At 40.7% G+C, this 24,411-nt stretch carries 16 protein-coding genes and 1 tRNA gene; 7 read left to right on the top strand and 10 right to left on the bottom strand.

Annotated features, from left to right (window positions below; genetic code table 11):
- Positions 1-13: 13 nt before the first annotated feature.
- The 5 genes from BLR53_RS06330 to BLR53_RS06310 form a co-directional block, all read right to left on the bottom strand.
- Positions 14-2,392, bottom strand: a complete 2,379-nt coding sequence (locus tag BLR53_RS06330; RefSeq protein ID WP_074588093.1) for an ABC transporter permease — start codon at positions 2,390-2,392, stop codon at positions 14-16.
- 302 nt (positions 2,393-2,694) lie between these two features.
- Positions 2,695-3,225: a dihydrofolate reductase family protein gene (locus tag BLR53_RS06325; RefSeq protein WP_074588551.1), complete on the bottom strand. Its 531-nt coding sequence runs from the start codon at positions 3,223-3,225 to the stop codon at positions 2,695-2,697.
- A 65-nt stretch (positions 3,226-3,290) separates the two neighbouring features.
- Positions 3,291-4,073, bottom strand: a complete 783-nt coding sequence (locus BLR53_RS06320; protein WP_074588090.1) for an AraC family transcriptional regulator — start codon at positions 4,071-4,073, stop codon at positions 3,291-3,293.
- Between the two features lie 164 nt (positions 4,074-4,237).
- Positions 4,238-4,310 (bottom strand) — tRNA-Lys (locus BLR53_RS06315).
- A 188-nt stretch (positions 4,311-4,498) separates the two neighbouring features.
- Positions 4,499-6,781, bottom strand: a complete 2,283-nt coding sequence (locus BLR53_RS06310) for a GH92 family glycosyl hydrolase (RefSeq protein ID WP_074588085.1) — start codon at positions 6,779-6,781, stop codon at positions 4,499-4,501.
- A 249-nt stretch (positions 6,782-7,030) separates the two neighbouring features.
- On the opposite strand from BLR53_RS06310, the gene mnmA reads away from it, so the two are divergent.
- A complete protein-coding gene (gene mnmA / locus BLR53_RS06305) occupies positions 7,031-8,122 on the top strand; it encodes a tRNA 2-thiouridine(34) synthase MnmA (protein WP_037444468.1) in 1,092 nt (363 codons plus the stop codon).
- A gap of 84 nt (positions 8,123-8,206) precedes the next feature.
- Here mnmA and BLR53_RS06300 read toward each other — a convergent pair whose 3' ends face one another.
- Positions 8,207-8,716, bottom strand: coding sequence for a glutathione peroxidase (locus BLR53_RS06300; protein ID WP_037441138.1), 510 nt, complete (start codon positions 8,714-8,716; stop codon positions 8,207-8,209).
- A 228-nt stretch (positions 8,717-8,944) separates the two neighbouring features.
- On the opposite strand from BLR53_RS06300, the gene topA reads away from it, so the two are divergent.
- From topA to pbpC, 4 genes are all read left to right on the top strand, one after another.
- Positions 8,945-11,548 (top strand): type I DNA topoisomerase, encoded by a 2,604-nt coding sequence (topA, locus tag BLR53_RS06295; RefSeq protein ID WP_074588080.1) that lies wholly within the window; start codon positions 8,945-8,947, stop codon positions 11,546-11,548.
- 79 nt (positions 11,549-11,627) lie between these two features.
- Complete coding sequence (locus tag BLR53_RS06290; RefSeq protein ID WP_074588076.1) at positions 11,628-12,032, top strand: hypothetical protein; 405 nt, start codon at positions 11,628-11,630, stop codon at positions 12,030-12,032.
- Positions 12,033-12,089: 57 nt separating this feature from the next.
- Positions 12,090-17,660 (top strand): alpha-2-macroglobulin family protein, encoded by a 5,571-nt coding sequence (locus BLR53_RS06285; protein ID WP_074588072.1) that lies wholly within the window; start codon positions 12,090-12,092, stop codon positions 17,658-17,660.
- 1 nt (position 17,661) lies between these two features.
- Entirely contained in the window at positions 17,662-20,055 is a 2,394-nt protein-coding gene (pbpC, locus tag BLR53_RS06280; RefSeq protein ID WP_074588068.1) for a penicillin-binding protein 1C, read from the top strand.
- Positions 20,056-20,058: 3 nt separating this feature from the next.
- On the opposite strand, the gene BLR53_RS06275 is transcribed toward pbpC, so the two are convergent.
- The 4 genes from BLR53_RS06275 to BLR53_RS06260 form a co-directional block, all read right to left on the bottom strand.
- On the bottom strand, positions 20,059-20,754 hold the full coding sequence (locus tag BLR53_RS06275; protein WP_074588063.1) for a lysoplasmalogenase family protein: 696 nt from the start codon (positions 20,752-20,754) through the stop codon (positions 20,059-20,061).
- A 111-nt stretch (positions 20,755-20,865) separates the two neighbouring features.
- Complete coding sequence (locus BLR53_RS06270) at positions 20,866-21,174, bottom strand: RNA recognition motif domain-containing protein (protein ID WP_037439924.1); 309 nt, start codon at positions 21,172-21,174, stop codon at positions 20,866-20,868.
- 72 nt (positions 21,175-21,246) lie between these two features.
- A complete protein-coding gene (locus BLR53_RS06265; RefSeq protein WP_037439922.1) occupies positions 21,247-21,489 on the bottom strand; it encodes a hypothetical protein in 243 nt (80 codons plus the stop codon).
- Between the two features lie 70 nt (positions 21,490-21,559).
- Positions 21,560-22,330: a queuosine precursor transporter gene (locus BLR53_RS06260; protein WP_074588060.1), complete on the bottom strand. Its 771-nt coding sequence runs from the start codon at positions 22,328-22,330 to the stop codon at positions 21,560-21,562.
- A gap of 71 nt (positions 22,331-22,401) precedes the next feature.
- Here BLR53_RS06260 and BLR53_RS06255 point away from each other — a divergent pair, with 71 nt between their 5' ends.
- Together BLR53_RS06255 and BLR53_RS06250 are read left to right on the top strand one after the other, a co-directional pair.
- Positions 22,402-23,547 (top strand): methionine aminotransferase, encoded by a 1,146-nt coding sequence (locus tag BLR53_RS06255; protein WP_074588058.1) that lies wholly within the window; start codon positions 22,402-22,404, stop codon positions 23,545-23,547.
- Positions 23,548-23,584: 37 nt separating this feature from the next.
- Positions 23,585-24,391, top strand: coding sequence for a nitrilase family protein (locus tag BLR53_RS06250; protein ID WP_074588056.1), 807 nt, complete (start codon positions 23,585-23,587; stop codon positions 24,389-24,391).
- The last annotated feature ends 20 nt before the right edge of the window (positions 24,392-24,411 follow it).

Below are 24,411 nucleotides of genomic sequence, written 5' to 3'. Positions count from 1 at the left end.
ACCAAAAAATATTTTATTCATATTTCAGACCATCAACTGGATTTGCTTTAACAGCTTTTTTGGCCTGAATACTTACCGTAATTACGGTGAGTAAAATTGTAATCAATGCACTCATCAGGAATGGAAGCACCGACAGATCAACGCGGTAAGCAAAGGTTTCTAACCATTTTTTCGTAAGTATATAAGCTACTGGCCATGAAATAATATTAGCGATCGTGACCATTACAAGAAAAGAGCTGTTAATTAACTTAAAAATCTGAATATCGCTTGCGCCAAGGATTTTACGCACAGCAATCTCCTTAGTTCTACCATTGGTGATGTATTTTGCAAAAGCGAACAGACCTAAAATGGCGATAAAAATAGTAAGCATTGCCGCTGCAAAAAATACAGACTGTAGCTGCTCTTGTTTTTTAAAAAGCTTACCATAAAGTTCGTCTAAAAACTCAAACCGAAAGTCTTCGCCATCCTTCGTATTTATTTCTGGCCACTGGGCTTTCAATGCAGCCAGAGCTCCTGCCATTTTACTTTCCTCGATCTTCAGCATGATATGAACCTTCAAGTTCCCACAAGGGTTTTTAATCCCATAGATTGTAGGTTGAACCGCATTTTCGAAACCTTGTGTCTTGAAGTCTTTCACCACACCGACAATTTTATAATCCATATTACAACCTCTGATCAGCTGCCCCACCGGATTTTTCATTCCGTATTTCGCAGCAGCGCTTTCATTTATTATCGCCGAATTCGCTGTATCGGTTTTAAACTTCTGTGAAAAAAAACGGCCCTCTTTTAATTTAATGCCTAAGGTTTCGAAATAATCAAAATCTACATCCACAAAATCGATATTTGCTTGTTTTCCGCCTGCAGTATATCCGTTTAATCCACTTTCAGAACCATCAGGAATAGTGGTAGATACCGTAGCCGATTCTACTCCAGGTATTTTCAAAATCTTTTCTCTGACAGGCTTGAATTTAGCAGGGTCATTAAAAATCATGATATTTTTGACGTAAACCACTTGAGTCGCCTCAAAACCAAGATCCTGACTGCGCATATATTTTAACTGCGAATGGATAATAAACAAACCGATAATAAAAATCACGGCAATACTGAACTGGAATACCAGTAAGCTATTCCGTAACCAGTAGCTCTGTTTATTCGTAGAGAAATTTCCTTTTAGCACCATCGCCGGTTTAAAGCCGGATAACACTAACGAGGGATATATACCCGCGATAATAGTAATAAGGCATAATATTACCGGAAGTTGCCAAATCAGACTATTATCAGCATGCCAGATGGATAAATTAATTTCGAACAGATTATTAAATGTAGGCAATATCAACTCTGCCAAAATCAACGCTAAAATAGTCGCTAACAAGCATTGCATGAATATTTCGGTAAGAAATTGAACCGTAATTTGAAAACGATAGGCACCTAATACTTTCTTAACCCCCACTTCTTTAGCGCGTTTGGTTGCCTGAGCGATACTCAAATTCGTGAAGTTGATACATGCAATAACCAAAATCAATACCCCAAGTATCGAAAGTGCAATTAGTATCTTATAAGGTGCATCATTACCTGCTCTTGGTTTTAAATGCAAATTTGCTAAGGGATCTAAAAATGTGGAGATAACCTTGATTTCATCTATGGTCGATTGGTCGGTCTCCCCCTTCAACAATTCGGCCCTATATAAATTTGTTATTTTTTGCTCCAGATTTGCTATGTCGGTACCGGGTTTCACCTGAATATAAGTGGTGTAATTGTTATGCCCGTAATTTTCTGACTTTCCCAGCTCATTAGCGATTGACACACCGTCAAAATTTATATTTGAATGCCGGTTACTTGCTATTGAACCATTGATTTTCCCTGTTATACCTGAAGTACTCGGTCCGAATCCGACCATTTCCGGACTATTATCTGTTTTATCCGGAAAAAGTATCTGCATACTTTCAGTACTTAAATAAGCAAGCCTTTCGATGTCACCAGTCGGCTTTTCTAATCCTCCGATAGGCTGTAAATCCAAAATTTTAGCCGCATTATAATCAGCCTGTAAGAAATTTTTAGCAAAAACTGTTTTATCACCATTTTTAATCACCAGTTCCCAAGAAGGATCGAGCTTGGTAATACCCGCAATTTCTACTTCTGGAAAATTATGTTTGATCGCTTTAGCAAAAGGAGGAGCTGTATAATTGGTCTTGAAATCCGGGTATATTCTTCCGACTACGTAAATATTATTGTAATTGGGATTTGATTTATCGAAACTCGTCTCATAATTAAAATACATTATTACCAAAATAAAAGCGGCCAGCGCAATGGCTAAACCACCCACATTAAGTGATGTAATACCGACATTTTTCTGAATGTTTCGCAAGGCTATTTTTAAGTTCAGTCTAAACATACTCATATGAATTGATCTAATCGGGCAGCTGCCCGGCGGTTTGGTATGGCTAGCTGTAAACCAAGTACATGCCAAAAGCAAATCAGGTACATAAACTACTATAAAACAACAACTTGAGTCAAAAATACTCAGCCCAAAACGGTCGTAAATGAACAGTTTATGAGCGAAATCGTACAGTTACATAGCTGAGCAACACGCGAATTTGCCTTAAGAACGATCCCCAACCAGCACCTGTACATTTCTACTGATATCGTATTACCAGCTAACTCCACATCTTTTTCAAATCTTCATATAAGATTCTACTATTTATTGATTGTATACCAGAGCGACACCAAACCTGTTTTATATGTTTTGCTTTTCTGGAGTGTTAATTTGAATGATTTATTCTGCTTATGAAAAAGAGATTTGCCACTACCCAGGAGTATGGGATGTACCGACAACCACAATTCGTCCACAAGGTTTTCTTTCATTAAGGCATCGCTGAGCTCCGCACCTCCATATAACCATATGTCCTTACCAGGTAGCTCTTTTATCCTTCGCGCCTCGGCAATACTATCTTCGTTTATAAGCACAGCACTTTCTTTAACTGTTTTCAAAGTTTTAGAAAAGACGTATTCTGTTATTTCAGGCAAACCAGGAACTATTTCTCCGTTTTTAGCTGCATGCTGTTGCGCTATCTCATAGCTTTTACGACCAATAAAGATCGCATCAACACGGGCAAAGAATTCATTCAAACCATAATCCTGATCCGTAAAGCACCAATCATATTCGCCATTTGGCCCTTCTATGTATCCGTCTAATGTTACTGCCAATCCTAATATTAGTTTTCTCATATCGTCAATGTTTTTGTCCCGCAATTTGTAGAGATCAACTTACTATAAATTGTACAAAACGGACATTAATACAAAATATGTGGTGCACGTACCAATTTACCCGGAGCATATCCGGTATACGTTTTATAGTCACGATTAAAATGTGCCTGATCATAATAGCCGCTTTTGCATGCTATTTCCGTAAGTGAAAATGCCGGGTATTTTTTCATATGAGTCAGTGAATGCACGAACCGGCAGATGCGCAAATATTCTTTAGGTGATAAGCCAATATATTGTTTAAATATTCTTGAAAGATGCCGCTGACTGATGCAAGCGTCATTTGTAAGCTTACTCAGGGATACTAAGCCACCAGAAAGATGTGCCTGTTGGATACAATAGTCTAGCTGCAAGTCGTTCTTTCCCCGGTTTATTTGTTGTACCAGATAATTTTGCGCAATCTGCACACGTGTATTATTATCTCGGGCACAAGCTAGTTGATCTTCTATTTCGTCTGCCAGGCCGGTCCATATATCAGATAAAGCCGCAGTGGTATTACTTAGTGTACACATGGGTACCTGGAAAAACTTATACGCCATGCCAGGGTAAAAACAAATAGCGAGACAACCGGCGCCTTTTCGCATCTGAACATCCACCGGACGATTCATACGAAAGCTAATGATACTGCGTTTGTAAAGTTCATTTTCAATAACCGCTACCGGTGTACTCGTATAGTTCACAAATAACTCCACACAAGCATCAGGCAGCACCCGTATCTGATTTGTATCCGTTTCTTCATCGCAGTTCATCGTGCATATCATCTTGACGTAGAGCCGGAGTCTGGGAATGACTTCATAACTTTGGATCTGCATAGCCAATAAAAATATAAATTTTCGTGTTGATCCGAAACTTCTCTCTAACTACAGCTTTAGAAAATAATTGAATTTCGTTGTTAAGAGCCATGCTGGCTGTAAAACAGATCGTACACTTAGTAGGATTAAAACAAAAAAGCCTCACATTTCTGTGAGGCTTTTCGTGATCCCGCTGGGATTCGAACCCAGGACCACTACATTAAAAGTGTAATGCTCTACCAGCTGAGCTACGGAATCATTACCCGTTTTGAGGGAATGCAAAAGTAGAAATTATAATCTGTTTTGCAAATTATGGAATAAAAAAAACTGACTTAAATGCACAAAACACTGTTTTACAGTCAGATTAGTTTATAAACCGATCCTGCCGGGTAACAAAAATGCCACTCTAACTGAGCGGCCATTTGTTGATTTGCTGCTATAAACCCTTATTTCGCGGGTTTGCTGCTCATATAAAATGTTAATTTTCCTCCATTTACAATATCTGTATGACGAATCTCCTGGTTTGTAACCAGCTTACCATTCAATAATACCTTTTGAACATAGACATTCTTATCACTTTGGTTAATTGCATCAACAGTGAATGTTTTTCCGTTCTCTAGTTTAAGTACGGCAGATTTTACAGCAGGACTACCCAGCGAATAAGTATCTGACCCTGGTGATACCGGATAAAAACCTAAAGAAGAGAACATGTACCATGCACTCATCTGGCCACAATCATCGTTACCGCCTAAACCGTCAGGAGCAGCCTTATACTGCATTTTAAGGATCTTTCTAACACGCTCCTGTGTTTTCCACGGCTTACCTGCCCAGTTGTACAGATAAGCTACGTGATGGGCAGGTTCGTTACCATGAACATAACCACCAATGATACCCTCACGTGTAATGTCCTCGGTGTCGGCAAAGAACTCATCAGGCAGGTGCATAGTAAATAAAGTATCCAGTCTGGCTGCGAATTTTTGCTTCCCTCCCATTTTCTCTATCAACGCTACTGGATTATGCGGAACAAAGAAACTATAGTTCCAGGAGTTACCTTCAATAAAACCCTGCCCGTGTGTGCTCATGACGTCAAACTTCGGCAGAAATTTACCTGAAGCATCTTTAGCACGCATGAATCCAGTAGAGGGATCAAAGTTATTATTCCAGTTTGCTGAACGTTTCATATACGTCTCATATACATCCTGTTTATTCAATTTTTTCGCTAATTGTGCGATACACCAATCATCATAGGCATATTCCAAGGTATTGGAAATCGAAGTACCACTTTTCTCAGCAGGGATAAAGCCTTTGTCAATATATTCTCCGATACCCTCATAATCTCTGCGGTTCGAAGTTGTAATACAGGCTGCCAGAGCGGCTTCCGGATCACCGGTATAAACCCCTTTGATAATGGCATCTGCGACCACTGAAACACTATGGTATCCGCTCATACACCAGTTATCATTCGCATAATGTGACCAGACAGGAAGCATTTTGATCGTACTCTGATCAAAGTGAGCCATCATGGATTTAACCATATCGTTGTTTCTGGATGGTTGTATGATGTTGAAGAATGGATGTAACGCTCTATAAGTATCCCATAATGAGAAGGTCGTGTAATTTTGAAAACCTTCGGCTTTGTGCACATTCTGGTCCAGCCCCTTGTATTCACCGTTCACATCTGTATACAACGTTGGGTTAATGAATGCATGGTACATCGCAGTGTAGAAGTTCACTTTATCCTCTTCTGAAGTATTAACCTGGATCTTATTCAGCTCCTTATTCCAACTTTCCCTGGCCTGTTCTCTTACTTTATTAAAGTCCCATCCCGGCACTTCTGCGCGCATGTTTTCTAACGCATTTTCCTGGCTAACCGGCGATAATGCGAATTTGATCTTCACTTTCTCCTGTTCAGCAGTTTCGAAGTCAAAATACATTCGCAGGTTTTTCCCGGCAAGCTCAGGGAAGTTTTTAGTCTGGTCAAATTTACCCCAAAACCCTCTGTATGCCTGTTTTTTATCATAGTTCTTTTGTCCGTAGCTTTTAAAAGGCTTGGAGAATGTCATTGCGAAATATACAGTCCTTGTTCTTGCCCATCCGCTGGTTTGACGGTACCCGGTAACCAGTGTATCATTTACCACGCGCACATACGTCCAGACATTTTTATCATCATAATTATAAATTCCGGCCATCAGATCTAAAATAATATGGGAATCGTCTGATTTTGGGAAAGTATATTGATGCATGCCAACTCTTGCTGAGGCGGTAAGCTCTGCCAAAATCTGGTCGTCTTCCAGTTTTACTTTATAATATCCTGCTTCTGAAATCTCCTGGTCATGGGAAAATGCAGAACGGTAACCGTTTTTAGGATTATCTGCGGTTCCCGGATTAAGCTGTAGTTTGCCTTGTGTAGGCATAATTAGGAAATCTCCCAGATCAGAATGTCCTGTACCACTAAAATGTGTGTGGCTAAATCCAACGATGGTCTTGTCCTCGTATTTATAACCTGCGGTGTAATTATATACTGGTCCGTTATACTTCCCGTTAAGCTCGTACGAGATTGTATCAGTTTCAGGACTCAGCTGCACCGCGCCAAAAGGGACGGTAGCACCGGGATAAGTATGGCCCATTTTCTGCGTACCTATGATAGGCTTTACATACTTTGCCAAGTCTTGCTGTGCAGCCGCTATAAAAGGGATACACAGCAAACCAACGATTAATTGTTTTCTCATTTTGTTTTATTAGTGATTTGGTTTCGTTCGTGATTTAAAGGTAATGAAGCTACACCCAGCTTTTATAATCCCTCCAGATTATTAATGAATGTTTCTGCTGGCTAATATATCATATAATTTTAAAAACAGTATTAAACTTACTGCTATATCGTTTAACTAGACCAAAACAGCTCCTTTTTACAAGTATCTGACCGGTCAAAAAAGAATGTTTAATTAAAATCAGTTATTTTTGTATCATATTAAATTACAATGAGTAAAAGGGGTAGAATTCTGGTAGCCATGAGTGGCGGTGTTGATAGTTCGGTAGCTGCAGTAATGCTACATGAACAGGGTTATGAAGTAATTGGCCTGACCATGAAGACCTGGGACTATGCAAGCTCCGGCAGTAATAGCAAAGAAACAGGATGTTGCAGTCTGGATAGTATCAATGATGCACGGACTTTAGCGGTTAACTATGGTTTCCCGCATTATATATTAGATATCAGAGATGAGTTTGGTGATTTTGTTATCGACAATTTTGTTGATGAATATCTTGCTGGCCGTACGCCAAATCCATGTGTATTATGCAATACGCATATCAAATGGGAAGCGTTGTTAAAGAGAGCTAATAAACTGGATTGCGAATTTATTGCAACCGGGCATTATGCAAATATCAGACAACACGACAACAGCAGGTATGTCATTTCTAAAGGGAAAGATGAAAATAAAGATCAGAGCTATGTGCTTTGGGGGGTTTCTCAGGAAAACCTGGCACGGACTCAGTTCCCTTTAGGTTCTTTTGCCAAATCGGAAATCAGACAGATGGCTCTTGATATGGGACAAGAAGAACTGGCAAAGAAAAGCGAAAGCTATGAGATCTGCTTTGTTCCCGATAATGATTACAGGGCATTTCTGAAACATAAAGTTGGCGACCTGGAAGAACGTGTAGCAGGTGGTAATTTTATTACCAGTAACGGTATGGTTGTCGGACAGCATAAAGGTTATCCATTTTACACGATCGGACAGCGTAAAGGATTAGGTATTGCTTTTGGCGAGCCTATGTTTGTAACGCAGATCCTGCCTGAGAGTAATACTGTGGTATTGGGACGGGCTGATGAATTGGAGAGAAGAGAAGCTATGGTCAGAAATGTAAATCTGATTAAGTATGCAAATATCCAAGAGCCTATGGATAATGTTATCACTAAAATCAGATATAAAGATGCTGGTATGTTAAGTACTATTGTCGAGGAAAAAGACCGTATGCGGGTAGTTTTCGACCATAATGTATCTGCTATAGCACCTGGCCAGTCTGCAGTATTTTATGAAGGTAACGATCTGCTTGGCGGCGGTTTCCTTTGTTAAGCTTTAAATAACACAAGAGATCAAAAAAAAAGAGAAATCCAGCTATAGCTGGATTTCTCTTTTTTTTTGATCTCTAACTGAATTTTACAAGTTCTTAGTCAGCTCAGGGCTTAGCGGAGTAACTTTAGAACGGAAACGATGTACCAATTCTCCTTTTTCATTAATCAGGAATTTCTCGAAGTTCCAGTTAATATCACCGGTAAAATCAGGATTTTTTGCACTGGTCAGATATTTGAACAATGGATTAATGTCCTCCCCTTTTACGCTTACTTTTTCACTTAGCAGGAAGGTCACTCCAAAATTCTTTTTACAGAAATCCTGGATCTCCGCATTTGTGGAGAGTTCCTGTCCGCCGAAATTTCCAGCAGGGAAACCGATCAGGACAACGTCCTTACCATATTGCTTATGCAACTTTTCCAGGTCTTCGTATTGTGGTGTGTAGCCGCATTTTGAAGCTGTATTCACAATAAGAATTTTCTTACCCTTAAATTTTGAAAGCTTAACTTCCTTTCCATCAATGGTTTTAAAAGAGAAGTTGTAAATACTCTCAGGCGGGGTAAACAACAGGCTTAATAAGATCAGTAGTGTATTCATGACTATTCATTTATTTTATATTCGAATATATGCACAAATATCGTACTGAATTATAACCTTAAAGTAAACTTCCTTTCCGAAAATTCAGCCACCGACCTGAAAGACAGGCTCAGTTTCATCATTTTAAGCTAGAATAAGTGTTCAAGAATGCTCGCTTTTCACATTTATTATAGGTATAATTTTGATTTTCGCCTTATTTATAGTTTTATTTGCAGAAAAACGTTCTGAATGGCCAAAAATTTATTAATAGTTGAATCACCTGCAAAAGCAAAAACCATAGAGGGATATTTAGGTAAAGATTTCCTCGTTAAATCCAGTTATGGACACATCCGTGATCTGGTAAAGGGAGATATGGGTATTGACACTGAAAATAATTTTGCCCAGACCTACGAAGTCCCTGCAGATAAAAAGCAGGTGGTAGCAGAACTTAAAAAACTAGCGAAAGAAGCCGAAATGGTATGGCTTGCTTCCGATGAGGACCGCGAAGGGGAAGCAATTTCCTGGCACTTATTTGAAACGCTCGGTCTGAAAGAAAATAAGACTAAAAGGATTGTTTTTCATGAGATCACCAAACCAGCCATTCTTAAGGCTATTGAATCTCCGAGAACAATTGATTATAATCTGGTCAATGCACAACAAGCAAGAAGAGTACTGGATAGACTGGTAGGATTTGAATTGTCACCGGTATTATGGAAAAAAGTAAAACCGTCACTCTCTGCAGGCAGGGTACAATCAGTGGCTGTCAGATTAATTGTCGACCGGGAAAGAGAAGTCAATAAATTCAATGCGGCTGCAGCTTTTAAAATTAGTGCGAAGTTTAGCACTGGTACTGCAAGGGAAACTGTTAAAGCGGAATTACCACAGCGCTTTGAAAAGGAAAATGACGCAGAAAAATTCTTACAAGATAATATAAAGGCTACTTACAAAATAAGCAGCCTGGAAACAAAACCGGCAAAAAGAAACCCCGCAGCACCTTTTACTACTTCTACTTTGCAACAGGAAGCTTCCAGAAAACTTGGATTCTCGGTTTCAAGGACTATGCAGGTTGCACAAAGATTATACGAAAGTGGTAAGATCACTTACATGAGAACAGACTCTGTGAATTTATCGGAAACAGCTTTGACTGCTGCTGCCAATGAAATAAATTCGGCTTACGGAAGTAAATATCATCAGCCAAGAACCTACAAAACAAAGTCTGCAGGTGCACAGGAAGCTCACGAAGCCATCCGCCCTACTTATTTTGATCAGCATACTGTAACTGGCGACGGTTCAGAACAACGCTTATATGAACTGATCTGGAAAAGAGCTATTGCCTCCCAGATGAGCGAAGCTCAATTTGAAAAAACAACTGCTCATATCGCTATCAGCACACGTCCGGAATACCTGGTTGCGGAAGGCGAAGTCATGAAATTTGACGGATTTCTTAAAGTATACCTGGAATCCAGCGATGATGACGAAAATGATGAACAGGAAAACGAAAACATCCTCCCTCCTTTAGCTAAAGGTCAGGATTTACAGCTGACCGTAATGCAGGCGATCGAAAGATTTTCCCGCCCGCCAGCAAGATATACCGAGGCAAGCCTGGTTAAAAAACTAGAAGAGCTAGGCATCGGAAGACCATCAACTTATGCGCCTACGATCTCTACCATTCAAAACCGTGGATACGTTGTCAAAGAAGATCGTGATGGAAGAAGCCGTTCATTCGGATCTATCTTATTGGAAGAGGGAAAAGTAAGCAAATCGATTAAAACCGAAATTACAGGTGCTGAAAAAGCTAAATTATTCCCAACTGATATCGGAGAAGTGGTAAATGACTTTCTTGTAGAGCACTTCACGGGAATTGTAGATTTCAATTTCACTGCTAAAGTGGAGAAAGAATTCGATGAGATTGCGCAGGGGCTGCAGAACTGGACTACGATGCTCCACGCATTCTACAAGCCGTTTCATAAGGAAGTTGAAGTAACTACCGAAACTGCAGACCGTGCAAATGGTGAGCGTCTGCTGGGTATAGATCCGGTTAGTGGAAAAAATGTATATGCTAAAGTAGGTAAATTCGGCCCCCTGGTTCAAATTGGCCAGAATGACGATGAAGAAAAACCTAAATATGCCAGCCTGATGAAATCCCAGTCTGTCGGGACGGTTACTCTGGAAGATGCATTGGAACAATTCCGACTGCCATTTCAGTTGGAAGACTACCAGGAGAAGGAAGTAAGTGTCGGCGTAGGTAGGTTCGGACCTTACGTTAAATGGGGCGAAGCGTTTATTTCAGTCCCTAAAAATGAAGATCCGTTAACGATTGATTACGCAAGAGCGAAAGAAATCATCGATGAAAAAATCACGGCTGACGCACCAGTAGCACATTTCCAGGGACTTCCAGTTACCAAAGGTACCGGAAGATTCGGGCCTTTCATTAAATGGAATGAATTGTTTATTAATGTTCCAAAGGCTTATAATTTCGACTTTCTTTCTGACAGTGACATAGCCGAATTGATTGCTAAAAAAGTAGAAAAAGAGGCAAATCGTTATATTCAGCAATGGCCGGAAGAAAAAATTGCATTGGAAAATGGCAGATGGGGTCCGTTTATTCGTTTTGGTAAAGACATGCTGAAACTAGGAAGAAATCCAGTCACCAACGAAAAATACACTCCAGAAGATCTTTCCCTTCTTACATTAGAGGAAGTGAAAAAACTGATTGTGGAACAAGTTCCAAATGCTTTTGAACCTAAGACAAAAAAGAAAGCAGCGGTTAAGAAAACAGCGGTCAAAAAAACTGCTACAGCCAAAACTACGGTGAAAAAAGTACCCGCTAAAAAAGCAGCTGCTAAAAAATAATTAGTTCTAATCTATGCGGATCATCCTGATAAAAGGGCTGATCCGCATTTTTATTTCGTTTATTTAATCAATTAAAACAATGAAAAAGGATCTACCGGAAAATAAAGTTGAAGATATGGCCATGGCAGTGGTCTTGATGAGTGAGACTCCGGAAATAAAAAACTGGTCTGTATATCTTGTCAATATGAAAAATGTTCAGATAGATAATGTATTAATCAGTTCGAAGGGTTACGGTGAAAAAGATGGCAGACAAGTAAAGACTTCTGTACTCAGACACTTTTTGGGTGACATGCCGGCAAATTCTTTCAAAGGGGTAGAAGCAATTGATCCAGAAGTATTTGGACTAACAAATGAGTACTGGTTAAGCTACTACATTGATGGTACTATCTATGACAAAAAATTCATCTTCCTGCCAGAAAGTATTGTCGAAGAAAATCTGATCAGAATTCCGTTGGTTAATAAGCCAGGGGTAATGATTAAATAATTTTCAATGGTTCTGCATTTTTGCGTAATTTTAGGACAATACCTCTAATTTTACCTTATGAAGACGCCAATTCCGCAAAAGAATAAAATCATAATCTTAAGCATAGTGGCAGCGCTCGTTATCGGAGTCGCTGCTTTTTTTATTTTCAGAAAAGACAAAACCAATGAAAATAAACAGGCTTATGCTAAATATATTGAAGCATACACCTCTGGTGTTGTATCTAAAAAAAGTACGATCAGAATTCAGCTGGCGGGACAGGTCAATACAATTGGGGAAATTGGCAAACCTGATGAAAGAAAACTTTTCAGCTTCTCCCCTTCCCTAAAAGGTAAAACATTCTGGATAGATGCGCAAACTATCGAGTTCAGACCGGATGAGGAACTTGAGTCAGGAGAAAATTACAAGGTTAGTTTTAAACTCGACAAAATTACACCTACCGAGAAAGGTTTGGAAGAATTCGATTTCGGCTTCCGGGTAATTCAGCCAGGGATGGCAATCAGCCAGGAAGGCCTGGTTTCCCAGAATAATACATCATTAAATTACATGAAGCTAAAGGGCGAAATCAGTACTGCTGATCAGGAAGATCCAAAGCTGATTGAGCAGGCACTCGAACTGGAATTCCCACAAAAATTAAAAATAAAATGGCAGCATAACGCAGCTGCAAATACATCGACTTTCCAGATTGACAGCATTAGAAAAACCGGGAATGAGCAGAAATTTGAAATAAAATGGTCTGGGAAGCCCATAAATGCCGATCAAAAAGGTAAAATAGAACTACCTGTCCCAGCCCTTGGCGTTTTTAAAGTGATGGATGTTCGTGCGGTACAGCAGCAGGAAGATTATGCTTTGGTACAGTTCTCTGAACCGGTAGGTATTGGACAGGATTTAAATGGTTTAATTAGCTTGAGCAATACAGGCGAACTCAAATACACGATTGATGGCAGTCAGGTTAAAGTTTATTCTCCAGCAGCACTCATGGGTAACTATACGCTGACAGCCAACAAAGGAGTCGTTAATAGTAATGAAAAAACATTGCAGTCTGCTGTATCTGCCAATCTGTTGTTTGAAAATAAAATGCCATCTGTGGTTATTGCAGGTAGTGGAACAATCTTGCCGAATTCCGGTAAACTTGTTTTGCCTTTCGAGGCGACAAACCTTAAAACAGTAGATCTAACTATTGTGAAGGTATATGAAAATAACCTCCCTCAGTTTTTCCAGACCAACAACTATAAAGACGCGGGGGAACTCAGGCGTGTAGGAAAACCGCTATTGCAGAAAAAAATCAGACTGGACGAAGATAAAACACTGAACCTTCACAAAAAGAACCGGTTTGTATTGGATCTGGATGACATCATTAAAACCGAACCAGGGGCCATGTACCGTATTACCCTTAGTTTCCGGCAATCTTATAACCTGCTCAATTGTAACGATGCAGGCAATTCTGAAAACGCTTCTGATGAAGATCAGGACTACGGTTATTATGGCCAGAAAATAGATGAAGATGATGATTTCTGGGCGAATTATGACAGATATTATTCTGGTGGTTATAATTGGAATGACAAAGATAATCCATGCACACCGTCTTACTATACCAACGATAAATGGGCCTCCAGAAATCTCTTGGTTTCCAATATAGGTTTGGTAGCTAAAAGAGGTAATGATAATTCTATGCTCGTGGTAGCAACAGATTTGTTGACAACTAAAGGATTGAGTGGCACAACTCTTGAATTACTGGATTACCAGCGTCAAGTGATCCTGAGCACAAAAACAGATGGAGAAGGTATGGCTACTTTCGAATTAAAAAGAAAGCCATTTCTATTAATTGCAAAAAATGGATCTGAACGGGCTTATCTGAAACTTGATGACGGAAATTCACTCCCTTTAAGCCGGTTTGATGTCGGCGGAGAACAGGTGCAAAATGGATTGAAAGGATTGATTTATGGAGAGCGTGGGGTTTGGCGCCCGGGAGATTCCTTGTTCCTTTCTTTTATCCTGGAAGATAAATTGAAAAAACTGCCCCCATCCTACCCGGTGACATTTGAACTTTACAATCCACAGGGGCAACTTTATAAAAAGTCGGTAAGTGCCTCTCCTATCAATGGTTTTTATAATTTCAAAACAAGTACTGAGAATGGCTCTCCAACCGGAAACTGGAATGTAAAAGTAAAGGCAGGTGGCGCTACTTTTCAAAAAACCTTAAAAGTTGAAACAGTAATGCCTAACCGGCTCAAAATTGACTTTAATATCGGCAACAGGACTTATCTCGGAACTGGTAACCAGACACCTGCGACTTTAACGGCCAGCTGGCTATTCGGTTCTCCCGGTAAAGATTTGAAAGCCAAGGTTGACGTGAACCTAAATCCGATGAAAACTACTTTCAAAGGGTTTGAAGGCTATCAGTTTGATAACCCCACAGCGAGCTACCCGTCCGAAATAAAAACTATTTTCGAGGGCAGGCTAAATGGCGAGGGAAAAGTTTCGGTCAACACCAATCTTAATGAGAATAATGTAGCTCCTGGTATGTTAAAGGCCAACTTTACGACCAAAGTGTTTGAAGCCGGCGGGAACTTCAGCATCGACAATTTTTCGATTCCTTATCATGTTTTCCAAAATTATTATGGTATTAAGGCACCTCAGGGAGAAAAGTTGAGCGGAATGCTTGTTACGGGCAAAGACCATATTTTCGACCTGGTCAATGTCGACCGTAATGGTAAAATGACAGCTGGAAACAAAGTGGTACAGTTGGAACTATATAAGGTGCAGTGGCGCTGGTGGTGGGAACAAGATGACCAAAACTCTTTCGCCAATTTCACGCAAAATGAATATAACAAACTAGTTAGTAAGGAGACTATAAATCTTGAAAACGGTAAAGGAAAATGGAAACTTCGAGTGAATGAACCTGAATGGGGCCGGTACCTGATACTTGTCAGAGATCTGAACGGCGGGCATGTGACCGGACAATCTGTTTATATCGACTGGCCAGGTTGGGCACAGCGCGAACAAGGGAACAATCCTACCGAAGCATCTATGTTATCTTTTACCGCCAATAAAACTAAATATAACGTAGGTGAAGATATTGTGCTTACCATCCCTACAGGTAAGAATGGCCGTGCCTTAATCTCAATCGAAAACGGCAGTAAAGTACTTAAGACATTCTGGACCGATACAAAAGCCGGACAGACGCAATTTAAATTTAAGGCTGACAAAGAAATGGCCCCCAATGTTTTCGCTAATATTACTTTGCTACAGCCACATGCACAGACCATTAACGATTTACCGATCAGAATGTACGGTGCAATTCCATTATTTATTGAAGACAAGCAAACGACATTAAATCCTGTGATAACCATGCCCGATAAAATCAGGCCGGAAACACAGAGCAGCATTAAAATATCAGAGAAAAGCGGTAAAGCTATGACCTATACTATCGCACTTGTAGATGAAGGACTGCTCGACCTTACGCGTTTTAAAACACCTGACCCCCACGCAGTTTTTTATGCCAGGGAAGGTCTGGGAGTTAAAACATGGGATCTTTTTGATCAGGTACTTGGCGCATGGGGTGGAAATCTGGAAAGAATCCTCAGCATTGGTGGCGATGGCAACCTTAACCGTAATCTTAATCCTGCAAAAGCAAATCGCTTTAATGCAGTGGTCAAATATATGGGACCATTTAAGCTTGGCAAAGGTGAAACACAAACCCACCAGTTCAAGTTACCGCAATACATCGGCGCAGTGAGGGCCATGGTAATTGCCGGACAGGACGGTGCTTATGGTAATGCCGAAAAATCGGTACAGGTCAAAAAGCCACTGATGGTATTGGCAACCCTTCCAAGGATAATCGGACCGGGTGAAAGATTTACATTGCCAGTAACTGTTTTTGCTACAGAAAACAACCTAAAACAGGTTAATGTAAAACTGGAGACACAACGCCTGAACGTAATCGGCGCTAAAGATAAAACACTTAGTTTCGCAAAACCTGGTGAGCAGATGGCTTATTATGAAGTTACGGTTCCCCAGCAAACTGGAATTGCGAAAGTAAAAATCACCGTTCAAAGCGGCACTGAGAAAGCTTCTTACGATCTGGAAATGGATATCAGAAATCCAAACCCGTATATAACTCAGGTAATTTCGACTACAATAGAGCCGGGTGCAACATGGACTTCTCCTTATACGCCAATTGGCATCAGCGGAACAAATTCCGGAAGTCTGGAAATTTCCGGTATTCCTGCGATTAATTTAAAAAAGCGCATGGCATTTTTGATCCAATATCCTCATGGATGTGTAGAACAAACGACGTCAGCAGTTTTCCCTCAACTCTATCTGGATAAGCTGAGCCCACTTTCTACACAGGAAAAAACCAAAACAGATCAGAATATCCGCGCTGGTATAAACAAATTGCGCAGTCATCAAACAACAGATGGCGGACTGGCCTATTGGCCTGGAATGCCGTCAGCTGACGAATGGGGAACTAATTATGCTGCTCACTTCCTCGTTGAGGCTCAACAAGCAGGCTATACTTTACCTGTAGGAATGTTAGACGAGGTACTGCGCTATCTAAAAAACAAAGCTACTGCATGGGTTCCTAATAGTAATAATTTCTATGGTGGTGACCTTTCGCAGTCCTACCGTCTCTACGTTCTTGCACTGGCAAGAAAACCAGAAATGGCTGCGATGAACCGTTTAAGAGCGTTTGAATATTTATCTGTAACCGCTAAATGGAGATTGGCTGCAGCTTATCAGCTCGCCGGGCAAGCTTCTGCTGCAAATGCATTAATTAAAGGTTTGAATATTGATATTCAGCCTTATCAGCAGCTGGGCGGAACGTATGGCTCGGCTATTCGAGATGAGGCAATGATTTTGGAAACACTTACCCTGATGGGTCAGAAAGGCCGGGCTACACAGTTATTACAAGGAATTGCGGCCAAATTAGGCCAGGATGAGTGGTATAGTACGCAAACTACTGCATATAGCTTACTGGCTATAGCGAAATTCTGCGGTGCTAACAAAGGTGGAAATATCCAATATAATTATCTCATCGATGGAAAAAAAGGCAGCTATAATTCCAGCGGTTTCTTAAGTAGTATTCCATTAAGCTTTAAAGGGGCCAATGCATCGGTCACGAATAATGGCAAGTCCTTACTTTTTGCCCGTTTGATTTTGGATGGACAACCGGCACCGGGACAATACACTGCGAAAACTCAGGACCCTAATATTCTGGATATGAAAGTGAGTTATAAATTGCTGAACGGTAAACCTCTTAACCCGGCAAAGTTAGCTCAGGGACTAGATTTCTACGCTGAGGTAGTCGTCAAAAATCCTGGTAAAATGGGGCTTTATGAACAAATGGCGCTTACACAGATTTTCCCTTCCGGATGGGAAATTATCAATACCCGCCTGAATGACAATGAAGGTATACTGGCCTCCTCTCCATATACTTACCAGGATATTAGAGATGACCGTGTATTAACGTATTTTAACCTTAGAGAGAATGAAACGGTGACGTATAAAGTGCTGCTAAATGCCGCGTATTTAGGCCGATATTATTTATCTGCCGTTTCTGCCGAAGCGATGTACAACAACCAGATCAGTGCTGTAGAAAATGGAATGTGGGTAGAAGTGACGCCATAAAATGTCAGGGAAGAACCGCTATTTAACTCCTTTTTTACTTGCAGACTTATTCGTCTTATTACTGACAGCTACATTTTTATTGTTGCTGCCTGCAAGACTATTCCGTACACCGACCTCCTACGTATTGGAGGCTTCAAATGGTACCCTTTTAAGCGCCGCCATTGCCAGTGACGGGCAATGGCGTTTCCCACAAGCGGACACTGTTCCTGAAAAATTCACTGATTGTATTCTGGTTTTTGAGGATAAGCGTTTCTTTCAACATCCGGGAGTAGATTTGCTGGCACTAAGCCGGGCGATGAAACAGAATTTCAATGCAAAAAGTATAGTTAGCGGAGGAAGTACGCTCAGTATGCAGACCATTCGTTTAAGCCGCAGAAAAGAACGGACTGTTTGGCAAAAAATTTACGAAATTATCCTTGCCGTACGGCTTGAAATCAGTTATAGTAAACTGGAAATCCTACAGCTATACGCTTCAAATGCTCCTTTTGGAAGCAATGTTGTCGGGCTGGAAGCCGCTGCATGGAGATATTATGGCAGAAGCCCACAAACACTTTCATGGGGTGAAATGGCAACACTTGCGGTATTGCCCAATAGTCCCAGCCTTGTTCACCCGGGTAAAAATTCGGCAAGACTGATCACCAAAAGGAACAACCTTCTTGACGCACTTGTAAGTGCTGGTAAATTAGATCGGGCCAGTGCAGATTTAGCCAAGCTCGAGCCTATCCCCGCCCAACCCAGACCTCTGCCTCAGGAGGCGCCGCATCTTCTGAACAGGTTTAGAACAGCCAACTCACGTGCAGGAAATTATTCGACCAGACTTCATTCGACACTTCAGGAAGATTTGCAGATCAGGCTTAATGGGATGCTAAAAAGATATCAGAACCGATACCGTGCCAACGATATTAATAATATCGCTGCACTTGTTCTTGATGTCAAAAAGGGAACAGTAATAGCTTATGCAGGTAATATCTACCAGCCGGATAATGCCGAAATGGAAAGTCATGTGGATATGATCCGTGCCCCCAGGAGTCCGGGAAGCACATTGAAACCAATATTATATGCGAGCATGCTTACCGAGGGTTACCTGTTGCCACAAACATTGATACCGGATATTCCCACTCAAATCGGGAACTATAACCCACAGAACTACGATTTAGGTTATGATGGCGCCATTCCCGCCAATCAGGCACTGAGTCGCTCTTTGAATATTCCCGCGGTTAGAATGCTCCAAACTTACAAATATCCCAGATTCTATGATCAGCTGAAAAAACTCGGTCTCAGTACATTATCTCAACCCGCTGATCATTACGGCCTTTCCTTAATTCTTGGAGGCAGTGAAGTGACCGCCTGGGATCTTTCAACCATTTATCTTGGGATGGCAAGATCGCTTAACCATTATAACGATTATAGTGGCAAATATAATCCCTACGATTACCAGGAGCCTGTATATAATCAACAACAAGCATTAATAAAACCACGCGAAAGCGAACTCCTGCAAAGCAATTTATTGAATAATGGAGCCATCTGGAATACTTTTAATGCCATGGAAGAAGTGATGCGTCCGGGTGAAGAAGGCTTATGGGAACAATTCTCATCCTCGCGCAGAGTCGCATGGAAGACTGGAACGAGCTTCGGTTTCCGGGATGGCTGGGCTGTCGGACTTAACCCTGATTATGTAATCTGTGTCTGGGTAGGTAACGCAGATGGAGAAGGGCGTCCTGGTTTAACAGGTGTAGAAGTGGCTGCCCCCGTTCTATTTGATATATTCAAACTTCTGCCAGCGGGAAAATGGTTTGTTAAACCTGCGCATCAATTAAGTCAGATCAGGGTATGCAGACAAAGTGGTTTTAAAGCTGGCCCTTATTGCCCCGACATAAAGATAGAGGAGACATCACCGTCGGGCGAAAAAACATCTCCCTGCCCTTATCACAAAATGATTCATCTGGATCCTTCCGGTAATTACAGAGTTACGGATTTATGTGTTACCCCATCTGAAATGCAACATAAATCGTGGTTCATTCTCCCTCCGGCGATGGAATATTACTATAGAATCAAACATAGTGACTATCGCTCCCTGCCAGCCTGGATGCCAGGATGTCTGGATGCAGGACAAAATAGTGTCATGGATATGATCTACCCTAAATCTGGTGCAGTTGTATATATACCACTGGAATTTAACGGGGAAAGAGGTAAGGTAATCTTCACTGCGACCCATCGCAACCCTGAAGCAAAGATCTTCTGGCATATTGATCAGGAGTTTGTGGGAGAAACGCAATTTAACCATCAGCTAAGCACATCTCCGTCACCCGGGAAACATACGCTTACACTTGTGGATGAAAATGGAGAAAGACTTGTTCAGAATTTCACAGTACTACCGCAGGAAAAACGTAAGTAATAATTATACTTCCGTTTGTTTATAAATGAGTTCTCTACTCACTCCGCCACTGATAATGAGATATAATGCGATCATATAGAGTGCAAAAATCCAGGTAGACGCATTTGAAATGCCTGTAGTGAAGTGACCATAAAGTAAACCTGCATCGGCAAGGACACAAAAAATTACGCCGGCGAGAACCATTCTGAAACTCTGTGTATTAACACGCCGGTTGCGGAATAATGCCATCATTAGTAATAATGATACAATAAAAATATAGACGATGACAGGAAGTCTGTAAGCTCCAAGATGAGAGCGGATCTGCAGGTAGAAGAGCGAGAAAACTATGGCACTGGAACCAATAGCCCATTTTGCTCCTTTTTTATCAAGCTCTTGAGCTGATTTAAAATCGAGGTAAAACGCGCTGATAAAATAAAGATGAGCGATAAGGAAACTAAAGAGTGCCCCAAGATAAAGGGATGTATTTGTTCCGGCATACCTGAAAAGTATGTCTGCGAGAAAACTTAGGATAAGTCCTTTGAGCAAACGTTTATGAAAACGCCCTTTAAGACTGGCACATTGCTGCAGATATAACATGAGATATAGATACACCAAAGGGTGCAGCAATACCAGCAGGTTATTCCAGCCTGAAATTCCAGCAAGGAGTGCAAGCGAAAAAATCAGTGCATACCCCAGACTGTAAACGGTTTTTTTGTCCATTGAAATAGAAACCTGCTATCAATACAATTGCGTTGAATAAGAACCAGGATGATTGAGATCACCTGGTTCTCTATATTAAATTTTAATTCAATGCAATAAAAAAAAAGCTAATTAGTAGCTTCTTTCTCTGTTGTTGTTGTTACGTTTAAAACCACCACCAGCGTTTCCACCTGTATTTGGTTTTTCCTGCGCTTCAGCAACTTTGATACGGTTACCATTGTAATCACCACCGTTCATTCTTTTAATCGCTTCTTTAGCTTCTTCCTCAACCGGCATCTCAACGAAACCGAATCCACGGCTTTGGCCTGTTTCACGATCTTTAATAATTCTAAGTGATTTTACTTGACCGAAATCACCAAATACGGCTGTTAATTCATCTTCCCCAACTTCTAAAGGAAGGCCTGTAATAAATATCTTCATTAATGTCTAAAAATTTCCTCAAATGTACAAAAACCATACCGTTTATTTGCAATCATAATGTAAGTAAATGCATCATAAAACGGTACCTTCAGGCATTTTTATAGTTTTTTCCATACAATACTCCCGCTCATCAAAACTCCATTCCATGTTTAACAGCCAAGTGCCATCTGGAACATCGTGAACGGGAATAGTTAATAAACCGGTTTCATCACTACGAATGAACTGTATCGCGTACCTGTGTTCTTTATTCGAGGTACAACTAAGGAAGACTTTGACAGCCACAGGGTGGTCAAAATAAAAGGTGAGGGTTTTCATTATACATTGATTTTAAGTCTAAATACCTGCTTATCAGCACAACAAGTTCCAGGCGTCAATGTTTCAAAAATTATCGTCTCCCAGCCAGTTTGATCATTTTTGAAGACAATTCCGGTCCAAGATAACGGTCGATGATACCATGGACGAAGTAAAGTAGCGGAGTCATCAAAATAGCAATTAGAAATTTATAAGCATAATTAACTAATCCGATTGCTGCAACCATCTGCCAGCTCCAGTGATATTGAGGGTTTAAATAAAATGCGATGAAGATTACCACAAAACTATCTATCAGCTGCGATGCAAGTGTGGACCCGGTAGCCCTGAGCCACAAATATTTCTCGCCGGTAATTTTTTTAATCTGATGAAAGATCAGTACGTCGGCAAACTGTCCCACTAGAAATGCGGTAATTGAACCTGCAATAATCCACATTCCCTGACCGAAAATACCGGAGAAAGCATTATTCATGTTGAGATTTTGACCATTTATTTTCTGATTAACCCAAAAATCTGAAGACTGAAGATGCATAGCACCCCAGATTATCAAAAAAGCATACGCAATAAGCAGCGCGGTTAAAACAGATAAAAAGCGGACCTGTTTGAGCCCGAAGTACTCATTAATAATATCTGTCATGATGAAAATAAGCGGCCATGTCAACACGCCTGCTGACATATTAAATGATAAATTGGGTACACCAAGTAAATTAATATTGAATCGACTGATTCCCAATGATCCCTCTACACTGAAGATCTTCACGCCAATGAATTCTGCCAGTACCGTGTTGGCAACAAAAAAACATCCTAGAATCAGCAGCAATCTGCTCTCTTTCGATTTAAAAGTCATTATATGTTTTGAGATCATTAAATTAATCTTATTCTCTCCCAAACTGAAATATTTTATAATTTCGCCGGAACATGATAGCAACATACTCTAAACTTCCGGGAACATCTGATAGTATATTCACTGTAATGTCCCAGTTAGCAACAGAACATCAGGCAATTAACCTCTCGCAAGGATTTCCTGATTATGAATGTGATCCAAAATTGATCAATTTTGTTGCACAGGCTATGCAAAACGGACATAATCAATATGCACCAATGACCGGGGCGCCCGCACTAAGGGAATGGGTCGCAGAAAAAGTCAACACATTATATGGTTCGGATTACCATGCCGATAAGGAAGTGACAATTACAGCGGGTGGAACAGAAGCAATTTTCAGTACTTTATCTGCCTGCATTAACGCTGGTGATGAGGTTATAATTTTCGAACCAGCCTATGATAGCTATGCGCCAACCGTCAGGATGCTGGGTGGGCTAGTCAAATCTTATGAAATGGCACCCCCGGAATATGATATCGATTGGGAAATGGTTAAAAAACTATTTACTGCCAGCACCAAAATGATTATTCTGAACAGTCCACATAATCCGACCGGTAAGATTCTGACTGAAACGGATATCCAGGCGTTAATTAAACTGACTAAAAACACAGATGTTCTAATTCTAAGCGATGAGGTCTATGAGCACCTAATCTATGACGGCGAGCAGCACAGATCGCTGGCGATATATCCTGAATTACGCGAACGGGCCTTTATTATCGCCTCTTTCGGAAAGTTACTTCATGCTACTGGCTGGAAAACAGGCTACTGCCTCGCTCCTGAATATCTCATGAAAGAATTTAGAAAAGTCCATCAGTTTAATGTTTTTAGCGTGAATACCCCAATGCAGATTGGCATTGCCAACTATTTAAAAAATCCAGAAACATATCTGAATCTAAGTAGCTTCTTTCAGCAGAAACGTGATTTGTTCCGCTCCTTGCTCGCAGAAACTAAGTTTAAATTACTACCTTGTAAAGGTTCTTATTTCCAATGTGTAAGTTATGAACATTTCAGCGAAGAAGACGACACGGTGATGGCTAAACGCCTGATCACAGATTTCGGGGTAGCTTCAATACCCGTATCGGCCTTTTACACCAGAAATACTGATCACCGTGTACTGCGCTTTTGTTTTGCAAAGAAACAAGATACGCTCGAAAAATCCGTTGAAAGACTAATGAAATTATAAACTGGCTCCAATATAATAGCACCTATTTGATCATCCTATGGAAAGTCCAAAATATCTCAGTATCAATAATTTAAAGATCACCATATTTCAGGCTTATCTATTCTGGGAAAATATCGATAAAAACCTGCAGAATATTGGCCTGCGCCTCTCTATGGGGGTCAAAGAAAAGACAGATCTGATAGTTCTGCCAGAAATGTTTAATACAGGTTTTAGCATGAACGCATCTGCCCTGGCTGAAGAAACGGGCGGTAAAACAATGCGCTGGATGGCTGAAGCTGCTAAAAAATACGACTGTGTTATTACCGGAAGCCTGATTATCCATGAAAACAATAACTTTTATAACCGGATGATCTGGATGCTTCCTGACGGCACACATGAGCATTATGACAAACAACACCTGTTCGGTATGGGAGAAGAAGACAAAACCTATACTGCGGGTACAAAACGAGTTACTGTCGAACTTAAGGGCTGGAAGATAAGATTGGCAATCTGTTATGACCTCAGGTTCCCTGTATTTCTCCGGAATAAAGAAGAAGAGGCTTATGATATTTTACTCATCATTGCCAGTTGGCCTGATAAACGTATTTCGCATTGGAAAACACTGATACCTGCAAGAGCCATTGAGAATCAAAGTTACGTGGTAGCAGTGAATAGAGTTGGCCACGACGGCAACGAAGTCTATCACAGCGGGCACTCTATGTGTATCGAAGCCTATGGGAATACTATTTACTACAAACCTGAGGATGAAGATCTTTATACTTTCGGTATCAGTTACGAAGAACTCATAAAAGTACGCAGAAGTTTCCCGTTTCTAAAAGACGGTGACAACTTCAGCTTAAGTTAAGAATCGTAACTTCATAATAA

Origin of the sequence: Pedobacter antarcticus, from assembly GCF_900103515.1 — a bacterium.
GTDB classification, from domain to species: domain Bacteria; phylum Bacteroidota; class Bacteroidia; order Sphingobacteriales; family Sphingobacteriaceae; genus Pedobacter; species Pedobacter antarcticus.
The sequence above is the reverse complement of the archived record's forward strand: the minus strand, read 5'-3'. Positions and strand labels throughout refer to the sequence as shown.